We start from the raw sequence: 20,077 nt of genomic DNA, 5'->3' as shown, positions 1-20,077 counted from the left end.
GCTTTGTAAAAGTGTGATAAAATCATTCGCTTAAAACAGATATAGCGGATAGTACGTTTCATTAAAGTATTATGGTACGTTCTATCCGTTATCAGGATCACAAAAAGGTTGATAGAATATGATTAAATCGGTTTTTCGTGCCATTGTCGGAACAGCCAACGACAGAGAGCTGAAAAAGTATCAGAAAAAGGTTGCAAAGATCAATGTGCTGGAACCAAAATATGAGAAGATGAGCGACGAAGAGTTGAAAACCGCCTTCGATTCACTCAAACAGATGGTTCAAAACGGTGAAGCGACGCTGGACGATGTGCTTTTCGACTCTTTCGCCATTACGCGTGAAGCATCCAAACGTACGCTCGGCATGCGCCATTTCGATGTTCAGCTGATCGGTGGGATGGTGTTGCATGATAATAAAATTGCGGAAATGAAAACAGGTGAAGGAAAGACGCTCGTCGCGACACTTCCGGTTGTCCTCAATGCCATGCTGGGGCGCGGTGTGCATGTCGTTACGGTCAACGACTATCTTGCCAAACGTGATGCCACCGAGATGGGGAAGATTTATGAATTTCTCGGGTACACGGTGGGTACGATTACAGCCGACATTCCCGACGATGCTTCCCGCAAGGCGCAATACGATGCCGATATTACCTACGGGACCAACAATGAATTCGGTTTCGACTATCTTCGCGACAATATGAAATATTCGCTCGACGAGATGGTGCAGCGCGACCACTACTACGCCATCGTCGACGAAGTCGACTCTATCTTGATCGACGAAGCGAGAACACCGCTTATCATCTCTGGGCCGACCAGCAGCAAACTCGAGAACTATACGCGTGCCGACAAAGTGGCATGTCAGATGGTCCGGGACGAAGATTTCACCGTCGACGAAAAGAACCGAGTCATTCTGGTGACGGAAAAGGGGATTGAAAAGGCGGAGAAACTTTTCGGTGTCGACAACCTCTATGCGATGGAGAATGCCGTTCTTGCGCACCATCTTGACCAGGCACTCAAAGCACACCACCTTTTTGAACGGGATGTCGACTATGTCGTCAAAGACGGTGAAATCGTTATCGTCGACGAGTTTACGGGGCGTCTGAGCGAGGGGCGGCGTTTCAGCGAAGGGCTTCATCAGGCACTCGAAGCGAAGGAGGGTGTCGAGATCAAGGAGGAGTCGCAGACGCTTGCCGATATCACGTTCCAGAACTACTTCCGTATGTACGAAAAGCTTGCGGGTATGACAGGTACGGCGCAGACCGAAGCGACGGAATTTGCCGAGATATACAATCTCGACGTCATCTCCATTCCGACCAATGTTCCGGTTATCCGAAAGGACCAGCCCGACCTGATCTACAAGACCGAGCGAGAAAAATTCGACGCGGTGATACGTGACATCAAAGAGCGTAACAAAAAAGGGCAGCCAATACTGGTCGGGACTGCTTCGATCGAGAAGTCGGAAGCACTGCACGCACTGCTCAAAAAAGAGAAGATTCCGCATAACGTTCTGAATGCGAAAAATCATGAGCACGAAGCGGAGATCATCAAAGACGCCGGCAAGAAAGGCGCTGTAACGATTGCGACCAACATGGCGGGCCGCGGGGTCGACATCAAAATAGACGATGAAGTCCGGGCGCTTGGGGGTCTTTATATCATCGGAACCGAGCGGCACGAAAGCCGCCGCATCGACAACCAGCTGCGCGGCCGCTCCGGCCGACAGGGAGATCCGGGCGAGAGCCGGTTCTATCTGAGCCTGGAGGATCATCTACTGCGTATTTTCGGCAGCGAACGCATCAAGACGATCATGGAGCGTATGGGGGTCGAAGAGGGCGAGTATATCGAATCGAAGATGGTGACACGTGCGGTAGAAAAAGCCCAGAAAAAGGTCGAAAACCTTCACTTCGAGTCGCGTAAGCATCTGCTCGAGTATGACGATGTGGCCAACGAACAGCGAAAGATCATCTACCGTTTCCGTCATGAACTTCTCAATCCCGAGTATGATATTGCCGGCAAGATCGATGCAATCCGCGAGGAGTATCTGCAGGCATTGATGATGGAGTGCGGCATCTTCGACGGTGCGCCGCAGGAAGATTTCGATCTTGAAAAGCTACGCCTGAAACTGCTTGAAGAGCTGGGTGAGGCGTTCGAAGCCGAAGAGTTGGTGCAGAAGGATTACCATGAACTCTTCGAGTATCTTCTTGGACAGCTCAAAGAGCGCTACGAGGCGAAGATGGGTGCACTTCATCCCGAACAGCGCAACGAGATCGAGCGCATTCTCTATCTGCAGGTGCTCGACAATGCGTGGCGCGAACATCTTTATCAGATGGATATCCTCAAAACCGGTATCGGCCTTCGCGGCTATAACCAAAAAGATCCGCTCGTCGAGTACAAAAAAGAGAGTTACAACCTCTTTACCGAACTGGTCGAATCGATCAAACGCGAAACACTCAAGACGCTCTATCTGATCCGTTTCAAAAGTGAAGAGGAACTGGAGAAGGAGCAGGAGGCGATCGAGAAGATGCGCCGTCAGATGGAAGCGGAGCTCGAAAACTTCTCGACAAACAAAGAAGAAGATCTTGCACCGCTGACAAAGAAGAAGCCGGCTCGCAACGATCCTTGCCCGTGCGGAAGCGGCAAAAAATACAAACAATGCTGCGGAAAAAGCGGTCCTAAACGCGGCGTGCTTGCCGGGCAATGAATAGATTTACGAGAGAATACCTCGCCAAAGGCGAAGCTTCAGTGAGAGGAATTTCTTTGCGGACTCGTTCGTGAAGAAAGGAGACATTTGTAGTTGAACCGGAAATTCGTAAATACGATGGTCAGGCGCTATCTGCGCTTCGATCGTGAACACCCCTTTATCTTTCTCTCTGCGATCCTTGCATTTCTCGGTATTGCCATCGGTGTTACGGTTCTGATTATCGCGATGGCGATTATGAACGGGATGGAAAAAGAGTTTGAAAAGCGACTTTTCGTCATGAACTATCCTTTGACGATCTATCCCAAGGTCCGGGGTGCCATAGATGACGAGTTGCTCGAAACACTGGAGAACAAATTCATCGATCTCAAATTCAGCCCCTATATGCAGTCTCAGGTACTTGTTCGAAACGGTGGGACACTCAAGGGTGGTCTGATGTTCGGTATCGATCCCGAACGCGAGAAAGAGGTGAACGAAGTTTTCGCAAAAGCGTATAATAAATCTTTCGGCAAATATGGCGTCATCATCGGAAAACCTCTGGCACGGGAGCTCAACATCGATATCGGAGATAAAATCATGTTCCTCTTTTCCAAGATGGAGCCCGCCGGACTCTCCATGATGCCGCTTGCAAAACGATTTCGTGTCGAAGGCCTTTTCCGTTCGGGGCTCAATGCGTATGATGAGAGTTATTACTACACCTCTTTCAGGAGTTTGGAAAAGATCCTCAAACGTCAGCCCGGCCAATATGACGGTATACATATCGTATCCGAAAATCCGATGCATGACATCGGCCTGATCCGTTCGGAACTTCCTTCGACTGTCGGCATTGTTGGTTGGTGGCAGCAAAACGGCAATTTTTTCGCAGCGATGCAGATGGAGAAACGTGCACTTTTCATCGTACTGATGCTGATTATTCTCATCGCTTCGCTCAATATCGTCAGCTCCCTTCTTATGACGGTGATGAACCGCCGAAACGAAGTCGCCCTGCTGCTTTCACTCGGTGCCTCAAAAAAAGAGATCCTGCAGATCTTTTTCAGGCTCGGGCTGATAATAGGAGTGGGAGGGGTCGTCGTGGGAACGCTGCTCGGGCTTGGCGGTATGGAGCTTCTGAAACATTTCGACATCATCTCGCTTCCGGAAGATGTCTACGGCACGAGCCGCCTTCCACTCGATCTTGACTGGAGTGATTTCGTCAGCATCATCGTCGGTGCTTTCATCATTACACTCCTTTCGTCTTTCTATCCTGCGAAGAAAGCATCTCAAATCGATTCGCTGAAAGTACTCAGAAACGAATAGCGTCAGCGGAAAAGTTTGAAGGGTAGCGTCAGGGTCCGTTCGAGAATATTGAGCGGTGCTTTCATGATATCTTTCGCCGTCTCTGTCCGGACCTTCGGGTTCTGCAGTGGTCCGTCGATATTGAGCGTGATCGCTATCGTGCCATCGTTACCGAAAATGAGGTAACCCGCGACGGGTATTTTGCTGAGTACATTGGTGAGACTCTCCAGAAAATGGATCTGCATCTTCATGGCGATGGTGTCAGACTCGAAATCGACTTTTCCTCTCCCTGTAATTTGGGCACTGTCTCCTTGTAGGAGAATATTGTCGAAAAAGAGAATGGGGCTTTTGAAATGGTATTGAAGGGCGCCCCGTTTGATTTTGAACCCTTTTTTACTGAAGCCGGGGTTCTTCAATGTCAAAACGGCGGGGATGGTGTTGAGCATTGCCAGCATGTTGTTATAAACGGCACTTTTCGCCCAGAGAGTGTCCTGCATGAGAATCGTACCGTTGAAATCGTCGATTTTTCCGATCGCGTTGAAGTCGAAATAGCCACCGTAAAGATGTTCGAGCGTCGTCAGGCCCCGCATAACGTAGTCGGGAAGATGTTTTCCCCCGATATCGATATGGCCATTTTCGATAATACCCCGAATCTCTCCCGTTTCATGTTTCGAGACGAATTTGATGGAAAAAGGGCCGCGCTTTATCTGTGCATTGTAAAACTTGCACGGAAGCTTCAAAGATTTGTAAAAGAGCGTACTCTCATGCCCTTCGATATGAAGCATATGGCTTTCGCCTTTTTGGCTGACGTTCGAATCGTCGGAAAGATAAGGTTCTATTTTTTCCAGCAGTTTCGCGATATGGATATCCACCGCTTTTATATTCAGAAATGTCCTCTGCTGCTGGGCCGTAATGAAAATATTTCGATTGATTCTAAGCGTCATCTGGCCCGGGCTTCTATGTGCTTCGAAGACAAATTTTTCGATAGGTCTGCCTTTGGACGATAGAATATCGTTGGCGTATTCAAGCGTACCATTTGTCTCGAATGTTTTTGAAGAGAATGCCGCCTCGAAGCTGCCATCTTCTATCGAAACAAGCGGTCCTTGAAAATAGGGCTTTAGATGTTTGAGATCCGATGCCGTTATCTTGACACTTCCGCCGGGGATATAGGAAATGGAAAGTTCGAGATCCGGAAGTGCAAAGGTGATCTTCTTGTCGAAATGCATCGTGACGGGAACACGCCGGTTTTTCATCTTAAGCAGTGGGAGGGTCGCGTACCGATATTGTAGACGGTGTATAAGTGGTGTGAAGGTTCCGTTTTTCTCACGTAGATCGATCGTTCCACTCAGTGTCGCATCCAGATAGGGATCGAGCGTTACATGGCAGGGATTGATCGTTATCGTCGAGTCACGTGAGATGACATGCAGGTTTTCGACGGGAAGGGGAATGACGTTGTCGAAGAGAAGTTTGGCATATTTCGCCTTGTAAACCCCTCTATACCGTGTCACTTTGCCTGTTACCAACTGTACAGTCAGGTCAACCACGGCATCGGTTTTACCCTCGGTCTGAACGAAGGGAAGTTGGATACCGTAGGCGGAAAGTATGGTTTTGATGGATGTGTCGATTCTGTCTTTGACGACGATATGGGCATCGAGTTCGGCGTGGCGGTTTGTGAGATCGCGAATTTTGACGTAGCTGCCATTTAGTTTTTTCCCTTCGTAGAGGGGGTCGTACAACTTGAAAGCGAGAACGTCGTTTTTCAGCGTAATATCGATCTGTCTGGTGGAGACGGGAGGTACATCGGCATGAAAATATATTTTGGCATCATATGCCGTTGCCGAAGCCTTCAATCTTTTCGGATCAAAAGCGACGGAGCCATCTTTTTCCAGGGTGATCTCTCCCTTCAGATAGTGGAGTATGTAGCGTTTTGCAGGAATCTTTGGATAGATCCAGACTTTGATCGGCTCAGGAGGCGCAATATAGTCGATCAGTGCTTTGATGGACGCTGCCGGTTTGGAGTCGAGTTCGAATCGTATGACGTTGTTGATATGAGAGAGGGAAAAGCGGCCGTCGATATCGAATGCATGGTATTTTCCATCTCCCTTCCATCTTTTTTCCGGTATATCGTATATGAAATTTCCGGCAAGCGAAAGTTTCGGTGCTTTGATATAGAGTTTATGGACATTTGCAGCGATCCTCTTTTCTGCCGGCAGGTAGGTTATTTTGGATGCGAGTTGCAGCATATCGGTATCGACATAAAAGATATCATTCAGATAGAGTAGGTGAAGATGCTGTTTCCCGACTGCCAGATCATCGATCTGAACCTGATGGAAATAGTGGGGAAGATACTGGAGCCATTGTGCAATTTTATCGATTTCCTGTATGGCCCCGGATGATTTTTTCGATTTTTCGATTTTTATTTTATTGATTGTAATGATGAGTTTTTTATCGAGTTTAATGTAGAATTCATTAATTTCGAGGCCTGGCAGGCTGATTTTGTGGAGTGTAATACCGTGTGTAAGGGTGAAAAAGAGAGTGATTGACAACAGCACAATGAGAAGTAAAATCTTTAAAATTGCGGAGTGGACAATTTTTGCCGTTGTTATTATCATTTTATCGCTCGGTTTTTATCTTGTTCAGCCGGTTAGGAGCAGCCGGGTTCTCTATCTTCCATCCGGCTCGGGTGCAACGATTATATCATATCTGCATCGAAACGGGCTCGACCTTAACGGGCTCGACCGGTATCTCCTGCGGTTTTTCGGATACCCTCAGCAGGGGTGGATCGATATTGGAACGGAACACCTGAGCAAAGCCGACCTTCTCTATAAAATTACGCATGCAAAAGCGGCGATGACAGAAATAACACTGATTCCCGGAGAGACGCGGGAACTTTTTCTTGCAGAGCTTTCGACTAAGCTCCATCTCGATAAAAGAAAACTCGATGCCGCCTATCGAAAGTATGCTCCCTATCCAGATGGCGTTATCTGGCCGGATACCTATTATATTCCCATCGGCATCAGTGAGGAGCATCTGATCTATTATCTGGTGAATCGCTCACTTAAACGGCACGAGACTCTGGCGAAGAAATTTTTCGGTATTTACAATCAAAAAAAATGGTTTCGATATGTAACGATTGCATCGATTATTCAAAAAGAGGCAGCCGATGAAAAGGAGATGCCGCTCGTCTCCGCCGTTATCTACAACCGTTTGAGAAAAAAGATGCCTCTTCAGATGGATGGAACGCTCAACTATGGGAAGTATTCTCATACCAAAGTCACCAAACGTCGGATTATGGGCGATATGACACATTTCAATACTTATAAATACCGTGGTTTGCCACCATATCCGGTTGGCAGTGTCTCGCTCGCTGCATTGAGGGCCGCCATAAAACCTGCCGGTACCGATTATCTATATTTTGTCAAAGGCAAAAACGGCAGGCATATCTTTACGAAGCGTTACAGTTCCCATCTCAGAGCGATAAAAAGTGTTAACAAATGAAACACTTTAATGTTTTGACGAATGGATGGAACAGCTTTAGGAAGAAAATAATTCTCCAGGTGTTATGATTTAATTATCAAAACCATCAACACAGGAGAACTTCATGGCAGAACAAAAGATTATCTGGACAAAGATCGATGAGGCGCCGGCTCTGGCGACCTATTCGCTCTTTCCTATCGTCAAGAACTTTTTGAAATCGGCAGGTGTCGATGTCGAGCAGTGTGACATTTCACTTGCAGGCCGTATCATTTCTCAATTTCCCGAGAGATTGCGTGAAGATCAGCGCATTCCGGACAACCTCGCTGCTCTCGGCGAACTTGTGAAAAAACCGGAAGCGAACATCATCAAACTTCCGAATATTTCTGCATCTATTCCTCAGCTTAAAGCGGCGATCAAAGAGCTTCAGGAGCATGGCTTCGATTTGCCGGATTTCCCGGAAGAGGCGAAAACTCCGGAAGAGGAAGAGATTAAAGCACGCTATGCCAAATGTCTTGGATCCGCTGTCAACCCGGTTCTTCGCGAGGGTAACTCCGACCGACGCGCCGCCAAAGCGGTTAAAGAGTTTGCCCGCAAAAATCCGCACAGTATGGGCGAATGGAGCAGCGACTCCAAAACACATGTCTCCTGGATGGAAGACGGCGACTTTTATGGTACGGAAAAGTCCGCCACGGTCGAAAAAGAGACAGTTGCACGCATCGAATTCGTCGACTCCGAGGGCAATGTACAGGTTCTCAAAGAGGAGCTGCCTCTTCAAGCCGGCGAAGTGATCGACTCTTCCCGTATGAGCCGTAAACTGCTGCGCGATTTCTATGCAGAGCAGATGGAAAAGGCGAAAGAGGAAGGCGTACTGCTTTCACTGCACCTCAAAGCGACGATGATGAAAGTTTCAGACCCGGTCATGTTCGGTGATGCAGTGACTGTCTACTACAAAGATGTCTTCGACAAACATGGTGAAACATTCAAAGAGATTGGTGTCGACGTACGCAACGGTCTTGGCGATGTTTATGCAAAAATGTCAAAACTGCCTGCCGAGAAGCAGGAAGAGATTAAAAAAGACATCGAAGCGGTTTACGAGAAAAATCCTCCGCTCGCGATGGTCGACAGCGACAACGGTATTACCAACCTCCATGTTCCAAACGACATTATCATCGATGCTTCCATGCCTGCGATGATCCGTATCGGCGGGAAAATGTGGGGGCCGGACGGTCTGACGTACGATACCAACGCGATGATCCCGGATCGCTGTTATGCACAAGCTTATCAGGAAGTTATCGAAGATTGTAAAGCCAACGGAAAATTCGACGTTACGACGATGGGTAGCGTATCCAACGTCGGTCTGATGGCACAGAAAGCGGAAGAGTACGGTTCTCACGACAAAACATTCACGGCTCCGGGCAACGGCGTTATCCGTGTTGTCGACGCAGAAGGCAATGTTCTGACCGAAAACGTTGTCGAAAAAGATGATATCTGGAGAGCCTGCCAGACCAAAGATCTTCCGATCAAAGACTGGGTACGCCTTGCGGTCGAGCGTGCACGCCTCAGCGGATCTCCGGCGATTTTCTGGCTGGACGAAGACCGTGCGCACGATGCGGAACTGATCAAAAAAGTTAAAGTCTACCTCCAGGATCACGACACCGAAGGTCTAACCATCGAGATTATGAAACCGGTCGATGCGATGCGTTACTCGCTCAAACGAATCCGTGAAGGCAAAGATACGATTTCCGTCACCGGAAACGTATTTCGTGATTATCTCACAGATCTTTTCCCGATTCTCGAACTCGGAACCTCTGCGAAGATGCTTTCGATCGTTCCTCTGCTCGCTGGTGGCGGACTCTTTGAAACAGGTGCGGGTGGATCGGCACCGAAACACGTTCAACAGTTCCTTAAAGAGGGGCATCTGCGATGGGATTCACTGGGTGAATTCCTTGCACTTGCCGAGTCTCTTGCGCATCTGTCGCGCAAGTACGACAACGAAATGGCCGCGGTACTTTCCGAAACACTTGGAAACGCTGTCAGTACACTACTCAGTAACGGAAAATCTCCGTCTCGAAAAGTGGGTCAGCTCGACAACCGTGGAAGCCACTTCTATCTTGCGATATACTGGGCCGAAGAGCTGGCCAAACAGGACAAAGTACCACACCTGGCGGCACACTTCGCACCGGTAGCCGAGCAGCTCAAAGCGAACGAAGAGAAGATCGTCTCCGAACTTCTCGCTTCCGAAGGCAAACCGCAGGATATCGGCGGGTACTATCATATGGATGACGCCAAAGCCGAAAAAGCGATGCGCCCGAGCGAAACTCTCAACAAAATTATCGATTCCATCGCATAATATTCGTTTTTCCGCACCCTTAGGGTGTGGGAAAACTAAACAAGATAGGTGGGTAAAATTTTGAATCTTTGAAGTTTTATTCGTTTATCTTCACATATACTTTATACTTGTATATTCTCTTCTATAGTCTCACCAAATCGGCAGGCTGGAAAAATTTAAAAAAAAGGATTGCCAATGGGAAAAGGAAAACGAGTCGGAATCGTTGGAGCTGGGAATGTTGGTTCGACGGCCGCGTTTATTCTTGCCATGAATGGATCTTGCCATGAAATCATACTTCGAGATAACAAAATCGATATCGCGAAGGGCAAAGCACTGGATATGAGTCAAGCGGCCGCTGCGGCAAGAAGCCATACTATCGTTTCCGTGGCCGAAGAGCCTGAACAGCTCAGCGACTGCGATGTTGTCGTCGTGACCGCAGGAAGCCCACGCCTTCCGGGAATGAGCCGTGACGACCTGCTTTTGAAAAATGCATTGATTACACGCGAAGTCGTTCGTGATATCAAAAACTATTCGCCAAACGCCATTATCATCATGGTCTCCAATCCGTTGGATGCGATGACCTACGTTGCACTCAAGGAGAGCGGTTTCGAGAGAAATCGTGTACTTGGGATGGCCGGTATCCTCGACAGTTCGCGAATGGCCTACTTCATTCAGGAAAAACTTGGCTATGGAGCGGGCCAAATCCGCGCATCTGTCATGGGAGGGCATGGTGATGACATGGTTCCGCTTCCACGGTACTCTACAGTTGCAGGTGTTCCGCTTAACGATCTTTTGACAGACGAAGAGATCGATGAAATCGTCGAAAGAACGAAACATGGAGGTGCGGAGATCGTCAGTTATCTAAAAACAGGTTCCGCCTATTATGCACCTGCTAAATCCGCGACGATCATGGTCGAAGCGATTTTGAAAGATACAAAACAGATCTATCCGTGTGCCGTCTATCTCGACGGAGAGTACGGCTACAGCGATGTCGTCAGCGGAGTTCCGGTCAGCATCGGTGCAAACGGTGCCGAGGATATCATCAACGTTTCTCTCAATGCATGTGAACGCAAAATGTTCAGAAAATCTGTCGAGTCCGTTCAAAAACTGATCGATACTCTCAACGAAAACAACTTTTTCGAGGAGTGATCATGAGAGAGATTGCCTATGAAGATATTGTAAAAGCCGTCAAAAACATGGTTATCCACACAGCGACGAACCTGCCGGAAGATGCTCTTAAAAAGCTGAAAGAAGCGCATGAAAAAGAGAAGAGTCCGGTAGCGAAAAAAGTGCTGGAACAGTTGCTCGAAAATGCCGAAATCGCACGCGAAGAGAAAAGACCGCTCTGTCAGGACACCGGCCTTGCCGTCTATTTCGTCAAGATCGGGCAGGATGTAAAGATAACCGGTGGACTTTTGAAAGATGCTATCAACGAAGGGACCGAGCAGGGGTATGTCGAAGGGTATCTCCGTGCTTCGACCTGTGACTGCTTCACCCGTGAGAACCTGAAAGACAAAATAGGCTACAACCTCCCTGCAGTTATTCATATCGACCTGGTCGAGGGTGATACGATCGAAATCGAATATGCCGCCAAAGGCGGAGGAAGCGAGAACGTCAGTCGTGCCCGTGTATTGGCACCGGCGCAGGGGCGGGAAGGTGTCATCGATTTTGTCAAAAGCGTTATTTCCGAAGCGGGACCTAATCCATGTCCCCCGATCATTGTCGGTGTCGGTATTGGAGGAACCTTCGAAAAGGCGGCGATTTCAAGTAAATTCGCACTCTTCAGAGAAGCGGGAAAACCGCATCCGGATCCCGAGGTGGCAGAGTTTGAAAAAGAGTTGCTTTACGAGTTGAACAAACTTGGGATCGGTGCGATGGGTATGGGTGGTACGGAAACGGTTCTCGCCGTGCATGTTGAAAAAAACCCATGCCATATCGCGAGTCTGCCGGTGAGTGTCAATGTACAGTGCCACAGCAGTAGACACAGCCATGTTACGCTTTAAGGATTGATAATGAGTCAAGTACACTATCTTACGACACCCCTTACGGACGAAGACATCATGAACCTCAAAGCAGGGGATATCGTCTATCTTTCAGGTACACTTTTTACGGCAAGAGACGCCGCACACAAACGTCTTGTCGATTTGATCGAAAATAAAGAGGAACTGCCGTTTCCACTTCAGGGAGCTGTTATCTATTTTGTCGGTCCAACTCCGCCAAAACCCGGCGATCCGATTGGAAGTGCAGGACCGACCACGAGTTATCGGATGGATAGCTACTCGCCCACCCTTATCAAATACGGCCTTAAAGGGATGATCGGAAAAGGGAAGCGCAACCAGGAAGTCAAAGATGCCTGCAAAGAGTACAAAGCCGTCTATTTCGGTGCGACAGGCGGTGCGGGTGCACTTCTTGGAAAATTGATCAAGGATGCGAAAGTGATTGCATACGAAGAGCTCGGTCCCGAAGCGATCCGTATGCTCAAAGTGGAGAATTTCCCGGTTACGGTAATCAACGATGCATATGGTAACGACCTTTACGAAGAGGGTCGGAAACAGTATGAAGTAAAAGACTAAATCTTATAGAAAGGGTTGAGATATGAATATTCATGAATATCAAGCGAAAGAGATTTTTCGTCAGTACGGTGTTCCCGTTCCGCGAGGACAGGTGGCATTTACTGTCGATGAAGCGGTAGAAGCCGCAAAAAACCTTGGAGGAAATCTCTGGGTCGTAAAAGCGCAGATTCATGCCGGAGGACGCGGGCTTGGCGGTGGCGTCAAGCTTGCGAAATCGCTGGATGAAGTACGCCACTGGGCCGACGAAATTCTCGGTATGACGCTTGTGACACATCAGACGGGGCCGGAAGGAAAATTGGTTCAGAAGGTCTATATCGAAGAGGGTGCGGACATCAAAGCCGAATTCTATCTCGGTATGGTCCTCGACCGTGCCGCGGAGATGCCGGTCATGATGGCATCGACCGAAGGTGGAATGGAAATCGAAGAGGTTGCTGCGAAGTCGCCCGAGAAAATCGTTAAAGTCCAGATCGACCCGGCCATCGGATTCCAGGGATTCCACGGACGAAAACTGGCATTTGGCCTGGGCCTCGCGAAAGAAGAGATCGGGCCGTTCATCAAGTTCGCACAGGCACTCTACAATGTCTACATGGACAAAGATGCCGAGATGATCGAGATCAACCCTCTGATCAAAACGGGTGAGGGAAAATTCATCGCACTCGACGCGAAGATGGGCTTCGACGACAATGCACTCGGGCGCCATCCGGACATTCATGAAATGCGTGACCTCAGTGAAGAGGAGCCGACCGAAGTCGAAGCGAAACAGCACGGCCTCAGTTACATCAAACTCGACGGAAATGTCGGATGTATGGTCAACGGTGCGGGGCTCGCGATGGCGACAATGGATATTATCAAGCACGAAGGCGGCGAGCCAGCCAACTTCCTCGACGTGGGTGGCGGGGCGAATCCCGAAACGGTAGCCAAAGGTTTCGAAATTATTCTCAAAGACCCGAATGTCAGGGCGATCTTCGTCAATATCTTCGGCGGGATCGTACGTTGTGACCGTGTCGCCAACGGTATTCTCGAAGCGACGAAAATCACCGATGTCAACGTTCCCGTCATTGTCCGACTCGACGGAACCAATGCCGAAGAGGCAGCGGAGATTTTGAAAAATGCCGGTATCAAAAACATCATTGCAGCCGAAGATCTTGCGGACGGTGCGAAAAAAGCCGTCGAAGCTGCAAAGTAAAGGGTAAAAAGCGTCAGTCGAAAGTGAACTGTTTCACATACGTAGCTTTTTACGAGTTTTTGGTATGCATATTTGCATCCAAAAAGTCGGGTTACCGAATGAAAAGAAAGGAGAATTTTATTTATGAGTATTCTGGTCAACAAAGATACAAAAGTCATCGTCCAGGGATTTACCGGTAAAGAGGGTACCTTCCACGCTTCCCAGTGCATCGATTACGGTACGAAAATCGTCGGCGGCGTGACGCCGGGCAAGGGAGGTCAGGAGCATCTAGGTCAGCCTGTCTTCAATACGGTCAAAGAGGCTGTCGAAACGACAGGTGCAACCGTTTCCATGATCTTCGTTCCGCCGGCTTTCGTCGCCGATGCGGTCATGGAAGCAGCCGATGCCGGCATTGAACTCGCCGTCATTATCACGGAAGGCGCACCGGTCAAAGATATGATGTTCGCCAAAGCGTATGCGACCAAGAAGGGTATGAGTACAATCGGGCCGAACTGTCCGGGTATCATCACCGCGGAAGAGTGCAAAATCGGTATCATGCCGGGATTCATTTTCAAAAAAGGCCCTGTCGGTCTTATTTCCAAATCAGGGACTTTGACTTACGAAGCGTCCAACCAAGTCGTCAAAGAGGGTCTCGGTATTACAACGGCCGTGGGTATCGGCGGCGACCCGATCATCGGGCTGAGCTACAAGCAGCTGCTTCCGATGTTCGAAGCCGATCCGGAAACCGAAGCGATCGTTATGATTGGAGAGATCGGAGGAGATCTCGAGATTCAGGCGGCCGAGTTTATCAAAGAACACATCAGCAAACCGGTTGTCGCGTTTATCGCTGGGCAAACGGCACCCAAGGGTAAACGTATGGGGCATGCTGGTGCGATTATCTCCGGTGGAAGCGGCACAGCGGCCGAAAAGATGGCGGCTCTCGAAGCAGCCGGTGTCAAAGTCGTCGTATCTCCGGCAGATATAGGTAAAGCGGTCAAAGAGGTCATGGGCAAATAAATTATGAAAAAAACTTATGATGTTGCCAATATCCGCTGTGAAGGGTGCGTGAATACGATCGTAAAGGCACTTTTTGAGCATTTTGGTAACAGCGTCGAGGTTGATCTCAGTGTAGTGCCACGAAAGGTAACAGTCGAGATAAAGGGCGAGTCGGATGAGGAGTTTTTTATTTCGACCTTAAGAAAGCTGGGTTATCCTCTAATCGACGATGAAATATCGAGCATTGAAGGTGCCGTGATGAAGGGTAAAAGTTTTGTCTCGTGCGCCATAGGAAAATTCAATCCAACGAAGGAGAAGAGATGAGTCTGATGAAAGCACCGGAAAACACTCCGGTATGGGTCGATACAAGCCGCTGTAAAGCATGTGATATCTGTGTGGCACGATGCCCTGCAGGAGTACTCGCGATGAGACCGGACCCACATTCCATTTTGGGCGCGATGATCAGCGTCGAAGCACCGGAACTTTGCATCGGATGCAACGACTGTGAACTTGATTGTCCCGATTTTGCGATTTATGTGGCAGACAGAAGCGAGTACAAGTTCGCCAAACTGACAGATGCGGCAAAAGAGAGAGCGGAAGCGATCAAGAAAAACAACTATATGACGCTGAGCGCATAAGGAGAGAGAATGGCAAGAGAAGTAATTTCAAGCGGAAACCAATTGGCTGCACTGGCAGCGATCGATGCAGGATGTGAATTTTTCGGTGGCTATCCGATTACCCCTTCAAGTGAAGTCGCACACGAATTGAGTGTTCTTCTTCCCCGAAATGGCGGCAAATTCATCCAGATGGAAGATGAAATTGCCGGTATCTGCGTTGCACTTGGTGCTTCGATGAGCGGTAAAAAAGCGATGACCAATACATCGGGGCCTGGTATCAGTCTCAAAGCGGAGCAGATCGGGCTTGCGTTTATTACCGAAACGCCGATGGTAATTACCAACGTTATGCGAGGCGGTCCTTCCACAGGTCTTCCTACTCGTGTTCAACAGGGCGATGTTCTCCAAGCGCGGAATCCGACTCATGGTGACGTGAAAATGATCGCATTTGCACCGAAAAATCTCGATGAATGCTACACCGAAACGGTCCGAGCCTTCAACACGGCGGAGCGTTTTATGACGACCGTTATGGTGCTTCTTGACGAAACGATCGGCCATATGCACGGTAAAGCGGTTCTTCCGGATGTAGAAGAGGTCAAGGCGGGCATTGTCAAACGTAAAGAGTTTACCGGCGATCCGAAAGATTACAAACCATACGGTGTCGGACCGGACGAACCTGCGGTACTCAACCCGTTCTTTAAAGGGTACCATTACCACATCACCGGTCTTCACCACGGACCGACAGGCTTCCCGACGGAAGATGCCAAAATGTGCCAGGATCTGATCGAGCGTCTATTTAGAAAAATCGAAGCGCACGAAGATGAGATCGAAAGCTACGAAGAGTACATGCTCGACGATGCGGAGATTATGATTTTTTGCTATGGTTCAGTCGCTCTGGCTGCCGAGGAAGCTATCAAACGTATGCGTTCAGAAGGAATCAAAGTCGGTATGTTCCGACCGATCACTATCTGGCCGAGCCCGGAAAAAAGAATGAAAGAGCTTGCCGAAAAATTCGACAAGATTCTTGTTCCGGAACTCAACATGGGTCAATATGCAACAGAAGTCGAGCGTGTTATGAAGAAACCATTCGTCAAACTCAACAAAGCGAATGGACGCCCGATTTCACCGGCTGAGATCATCGAAAAAATCAAAGAAAGCTTTTAAGTAGGGGGACAATATGGCATTTAATTACGATCAGTATCTACGAACCGACAAGATGCCGACACTCTGGTGTTGGGGATGCGGTGACGGTGTAATCCTCAAAGCGGTTATCCGTGCCATCGAAAAGTGTGGATGGGACATGGACGATGTCTGTGTCGTATCGGGAATCGGATGTTCAGGACGTTTCAGCTCGTACATCGACTGTAATACCGTCCATACGACCCACGGACGTACCATCGCGTATGCTACGGGAATCAAGCTGGCAAATCCGGACAAACACGTCATCGTTGTTGCCGGAGACGGCGATGGCCTGGCGATCGGTGGTAACCACACGATCCATGGTTGCCGACGTAACATCGATCTGAACTTCATTCTCATCAACAACTTCATCTACGGCCTGACCAACTCTCAGGTCTCTCCGACAACTCCGAAAGGTATGTGGGCGGTAACGATGCAGTATGACAATATCGACCCGACGTTCGATGCATGCCGATTGGCCGAGGGGGCCGGCGCAACGTTTATCGCAAGAGAGTCCGTCAATGATCCGAAAAAACTCGAGAAGATGTTTGTCAAAGGGTTCCAACACAGAGGTTTCAGTTTCTTCGATGTTTTCAGCAACTGTCATATCAACCTGGGCCGTAAAAACAAGATGCAATCTGCCCTTGCCAACCTCGACTGGATCGATAGCATCACGGTCGGCAAAAAGAAGTATGATGCGATGAGCGAAGAGGAACGTGAAGGATTGTTCCCGACAGGTATTCTTCATCATGACGATTCGCAGATTGAATATTGCGATGCTTACGACATGATTATCGAAGCGGCTCAAAACAAGACGACCGTTACCAAACTGCATCCCGAAATAGCAGATGCTACAGTTGGAAAAGTCGGTAAATAACCTTAGTCGCCGGGATCACCCCGGCTTCAAATACATAGTGGCCGGACAAAGAGCCGGTATCAATTAGGCAAAGGACTAAACTATGTCAATGATTCAGTTACGTTTTACAGGTGTCGGCGGGCAGGGTGTTCTGCTTGCCGGAGAAATTCTTGCAGCCGCTAAAATTAAAGATGGCGGTTACGGTGTCAAAGCAGCGACTTACACATCCCAGGTCCGTGGCGGCCCGACGAAAGTCGACATTCTTCTTTCGGATGAACCGATTCTCTATCCCTATGCAAACGAGGGAGAGATCGATTATATGCTTTCAACCGCACAAGTTAGTTACAATCAGTTCAAAGACGGCGTACGCCCGGGCGCTCCGGTCGTCATCGAACCCAATCTTGTAACTCCGACGGATGAAGATCGTAAAAAGTGGGATATCTATGAGATTCCGCTCATCACGATTGCGAAAGAAGAGGTAGGAAACGTCGTTACACAATCTGTCGTCGCACTTGCGATCACTGTGACGATCACAAAATGTGTCGACCGCGATCTCGTTTATGAAACGATGATCAGCAAGGTACCGCCGCGTTTTGTCGAGCTCAACCGCAAAGCATTCGAGCTTGGTGAGAAATACGCACTCGAAGCGATGGCTAACCACACAAAATAATACAGGTTTATACACTTCGCCGGCTTTTGGCCGGCTTCTCTTCTTTCCCATAAGAAAATTTTAAAAATATGTTATAATACGATCAAGGTACGGCAGATGCTTGCTTGGCTTTTGCCAAGAGGAAAGTCCGGGCTGCAGTGAAGCAGGGTTCCGTCTAACGGACGGCCACCGTAAGGTGAGGGACAGTGCAACAGAAAGTAAACCGCCATTCGAGAGTTTGACACGGAGTTTTTTTCTCCCGCCGGATTCATTCGGCGAAGTGGCGCCAGCGCCACGGGCCCGCTGCCGAAGCGGACACGGTGTCAACGCAGCCGAAGGGACTTCGCTCCTTTGGTGTATTATTCGGATGGTAAGGGTGAAACGGTGGGGTAAGAGCCCACCAGCGCCTTGAGCAATCCTGGCGGCTATGTAAACCCAACCCGCAGCAAGAAGAGCATGGTACAAGCTTCACAATCTTCGCTCTTCGCTCGAGCTTCATGGTAACATGAAGCGTAGATAAATAAGCATCCTTGACATAACCCGGCTTACGCCGTGCCTTTCTCTCCGTTAATCTCTATCATCTGTAAAATTGAATAAATAATGCTTGTTTAATAATAATTGCTTTACAATATTCTATTATATCATTTTAAAGGATTCAAATGAAAAAGATGATGTCACTTCTATTGGGAAGTATTATTGTCACGACATTCGCAATGTCCGAATCGCATACCATCCATTGGGGATACAGTGGCCATGGTGGTCCAGAATATTGGGGTGAACTATCTGACGATTTCAAAATATGTATGATAGGCAGGAACCAGTCTCCAATCGATATCGTAGTCGAGAAATCTTTTGAAACAGATTTACCGGATATTGTATTCAATTATAGATCAGCTGCACTCGATGTTGTCGACAATGGCCATACCGAGCAAGTCGATATCAACCATGGAAGTTATATTTTGCTCGATGGTATAAAATTTGAATTGAAACAGTTTCACTTTCACACGCCCAGTGAAAACCGCATCGATGGGAAATCGTTTCCTCTCGAAGCACATTTCGTCCATGCCGACGAGCATGGCAATCTTGCAGTTGTCGCATTGATGTTCAGTTATGGGGCCGAAAATCCCGTTTTGAAAAGGATTTGGTCGAAGCTGCCAGAAAGAGTGGGAGAAAAGAAACACTGCTCTTTGAGTGCTGATGAAATCATGCAGCTCTTGCCAAAAGACAAAGCCTATTATCGGTTCAACGGTTCGTTGACGACGCCTCCTTGCTCGGAAGGTGTACGATGGCTCGTCATCAAACAACCTGTCACGATTTCGAAAGCACAAGTGCAGAAGTTTGCGAAAATCATGCATCACGCGAACAACCGTCCGGTTCAACCGATCAATGCACGTGTCATTTTGAAATAACCGATGGGCGACCCTTTCGCTATTCCTTCCAGAAAGCAGATGCGGCGGACTCCCTTTCGTCCGCGCTGCAAAAACTGCCGAACCAATAAACGTGTCATTCCTATCCGTTACAGTCACGAGATTACGGAATCGCTTCTTGAAAAAGAGAGAAACGGTGAATTGAAAATAGGCGGTAGCAGCAGAAGTGTCGATGCACCGAACTGGTTCTGCACTCGGTGTGAAACAGGTTTTCAGCGCTGATCGAAAGGTGAAACTATTTTTTGATTTTTGTTATTTTCGAGCCTTCGAGCGTCAGGTTGTACATCAAACCTTTGTTCCCGAAAACGAAGCCTACCACCGGTTCATTGAATTCGATACTGTTGATATCCTCACCGACACCCCATTTCGCAATGGCGACCGATCCGTCTACACCGATTTTCCATCCTTCGCTCTTTCTGAAATCATCCAGTGCTTTTTGTGTCAAAAATACGATAATGATCGATTTTTTCTGTGCACCGAGCTGGAAGCCGAGCGATGCCGCGGCGGTACTGTAATAGCCGACGATTTCGCCATCGATGACAAGTCCACCTTCTCCATATTCGCCACCGATACCAAAACCTGCCTTGTAGACATTCGGAAAAACCAGGTAGCCTTTGGCTTTTTTCAAAAATTCGCTCCCTCCGTTCACCTCTTTATCGAAAGTTTTTATCGTCTCTTTTATCTGGACGTCAAGTACCTCTTTCGATTCGGCAAATGCTGTTTCACCATTGAAAGCAAGCAGTAATATGAGCCAAAATAGTAGTTTTTTCATATGGAAAGTCTCCCTCTAAAATTTTGAAAAATTATATCACAGAAGGGTATAAACTCTCTTTGCACAACTTAAA

At 48.4% G+C, this 20,077-nt stretch carries 18 protein-coding genes and 1 other RNA gene; 17 read left to right on the top strand and 2 right to left on the bottom strand.

Going from position 1 to position 20,077, the window contains the following annotated elements; genetic code table 11:
- Positions 1-118: 118 nt before the first annotated feature.
- Together secA and QUD54_RS02455 are read left to right on the top strand one after the other, a co-directional pair.
- Positions 119-2,695: a preprotein translocase subunit SecA gene (secA, locus tag QUD54_RS02460; protein WP_286337378.1), complete on the top strand. Its 2,577-nt coding sequence runs from the start codon at positions 119-121 to the stop codon at positions 2,693-2,695.
- A gap of 93 nt (positions 2,696-2,788) precedes the next feature.
- Positions 2,789-3,988 (top strand): ABC transporter permease, encoded by a 1,200-nt coding sequence (locus QUD54_RS02455; RefSeq protein WP_286337377.1) that lies wholly within the window; start codon positions 2,789-2,791, stop codon positions 3,986-3,988.
- Between the two features lie 2 nt (positions 3,989-3,990).
- Here the strand turns inward: QUD54_RS02455 and QUD54_RS02450 are convergent, their stop codons facing one another.
- Positions 3,991-6,519: a YhdP family protein gene (locus tag QUD54_RS02450; RefSeq protein WP_286337376.1), complete on the bottom strand. Its 2,529-nt coding sequence runs from the start codon at positions 6,517-6,519 to the stop codon at positions 3,991-3,993.
- 1 nt (position 6,520) lies between these two features.
- Between QUD54_RS02450 and mltG the strand changes: the two genes are divergently transcribed.
- The 15 genes from mltG to QUD54_RS02375 all read left to right on the top strand — a co-directional run bounded on the left by mltG (position 6,521) and on the right by QUD54_RS02375 (position 19,454).
- Entirely contained in the window at positions 6,521-7,465 is a 945-nt protein-coding gene (gene mltG, locus QUD54_RS02445; protein ID WP_286337375.1) for an endolytic transglycosylase MltG, read from the top strand.
- Positions 7,466-7,568: 103 nt separating this feature from the next.
- Complete coding sequence (locus QUD54_RS02440) at positions 7,569-9,794, top strand: NADP-dependent isocitrate dehydrogenase (protein WP_286337374.1); 2,226 nt, start codon at positions 7,569-7,571, stop codon at positions 9,792-9,794.
- A gap of 174 nt (positions 9,795-9,968) precedes the next feature.
- On the top strand, positions 9,969-10,922 hold the full coding sequence (gene mdh / locus QUD54_RS02435) for a malate dehydrogenase (RefSeq protein ID WP_286337373.1): 954 nt from the start codon (positions 9,969-9,971) through the stop codon (positions 10,920-10,922).
- Between the two features lie 2 nt (positions 10,923-10,924).
- Positions 10,925-11,776, top strand: a complete 852-nt coding sequence (locus QUD54_RS02430; RefSeq protein WP_286337372.1) for a fumarate hydratase — start codon at positions 10,925-10,927, stop codon at positions 11,774-11,776.
- Positions 11,777-11,785: 9 nt separating this feature from the next.
- Entirely contained in the window at positions 11,786-12,346 is a 561-nt protein-coding gene (locus tag QUD54_RS02425; protein ID WP_286337371.1) for a Fe-S-containing hydro-lyase, read from the top strand.
- A 22-nt stretch (positions 12,347-12,368) separates the two neighbouring features.
- Positions 12,369-13,532 carry an ADP-forming succinate--CoA ligase subunit beta gene (gene sucC / locus QUD54_RS02420; protein ID WP_286337370.1) on the top strand — a complete coding sequence of 388 codons (1,164 nt, stop codon included), beginning with the start codon at positions 12,369-12,371 and terminating at the stop codon, positions 13,530-13,532.
- 123 nt (positions 13,533-13,655) lie between these two features.
- Complete coding sequence (gene sucD, locus QUD54_RS02415; RefSeq protein WP_286337369.1) at positions 13,656-14,528, top strand: succinate--CoA ligase subunit alpha; 873 nt, start codon at positions 13,656-13,658, stop codon at positions 14,526-14,528.
- 3 nt (positions 14,529-14,531) lie between these two features.
- Positions 14,532-14,831 carry a heavy-metal-associated domain-containing protein gene (locus QUD54_RS02410; RefSeq protein WP_286337368.1) on the top strand — a complete coding sequence of 100 codons (300 nt, stop codon included), beginning with the start codon at positions 14,532-14,534 and terminating at the stop codon, positions 14,829-14,831.
- Positions 14,828-15,145, top strand: a complete 318-nt coding sequence (locus QUD54_RS02405; protein WP_286337367.1) for a 4Fe-4S binding protein — start codon at positions 14,828-14,830, stop codon at positions 15,143-15,145. The genes QUD54_RS02410 and QUD54_RS02405 overlap by 4 nt, the downstream gene beginning before the upstream one ends.
- Before the next feature lie 9 nt (positions 15,146-15,154).
- Complete coding sequence (locus QUD54_RS02400; RefSeq protein WP_286337366.1) at positions 15,155-16,285, top strand: 2-oxoglutarate synthase subunit alpha; 1,131 nt, start codon at positions 15,155-15,157, stop codon at positions 16,283-16,285.
- A 13-nt stretch (positions 16,286-16,298) separates the two neighbouring features.
- On the top strand, positions 16,299-17,177 hold the full coding sequence (locus tag QUD54_RS02395) for a 2-oxoglutarate ferredoxin oxidoreductase subunit beta (RefSeq protein ID WP_286337365.1): 879 nt from the start codon (positions 16,299-16,301) through the stop codon (positions 17,175-17,177).
- Positions 17,178-17,265: 88 nt separating this feature from the next.
- The gene (locus QUD54_RS02390; protein WP_286337364.1) at positions 17,266-17,826 is read left to right on the top strand and encodes a 2-oxoacid:acceptor oxidoreductase family protein; all 561 of its coding nucleotides are present in this window, start codon (positions 17,266-17,268) and stop codon (positions 17,824-17,826) included.
- A gap of 84 nt (positions 17,827-17,910) precedes the next feature.
- Positions 17,911-18,368, top strand: an RNA gene (gene rnpB / locus QUD54_RS02385) — RNase P RNA component class A.
- 96 nt (positions 18,369-18,464) lie between these two features.
- Positions 18,465-19,214: a carbonic anhydrase gene (locus tag QUD54_RS02380; RefSeq protein WP_286337363.1), complete on the top strand. Its 750-nt coding sequence runs from the start codon at positions 18,465-18,467 to the stop codon at positions 19,212-19,214.
- A 3-nt stretch (positions 19,215-19,217) separates the two neighbouring features.
- On the top strand, positions 19,218-19,454 hold the full coding sequence (locus tag QUD54_RS02375; RefSeq protein WP_286337362.1) for a hypothetical protein: 237 nt from the start codon (positions 19,218-19,220) through the stop codon (positions 19,452-19,454).
- 13 nt (positions 19,455-19,467) lie between these two features.
- Here QUD54_RS02375 and QUD54_RS02370 read toward each other — a convergent pair whose 3' ends face one another.
- The gene (locus QUD54_RS02370; protein WP_286337361.1) at positions 19,468-20,004 is read right to left on the bottom strand and encodes a lipid-binding SYLF domain-containing protein; all 537 of its coding nucleotides are present in this window, start codon (positions 20,002-20,004) and stop codon (positions 19,468-19,470) included.
- Positions 20,005-20,077: the final 73 nt, after the last annotated feature.

The organism is Hydrogenimonas cancrithermarum (assembly GCF_030296055.1).
GTDB classification, from domain to species: Bacteria; Campylobacterota; Campylobacteria; order Campylobacterales; family Hydrogenimonadaceae; genus Hydrogenimonas; species Hydrogenimonas cancrithermarum.
Note: the sequence above shows the minus strand (reverse complement) of the source record. Positions and strands in the feature narration are given on the sequence as shown.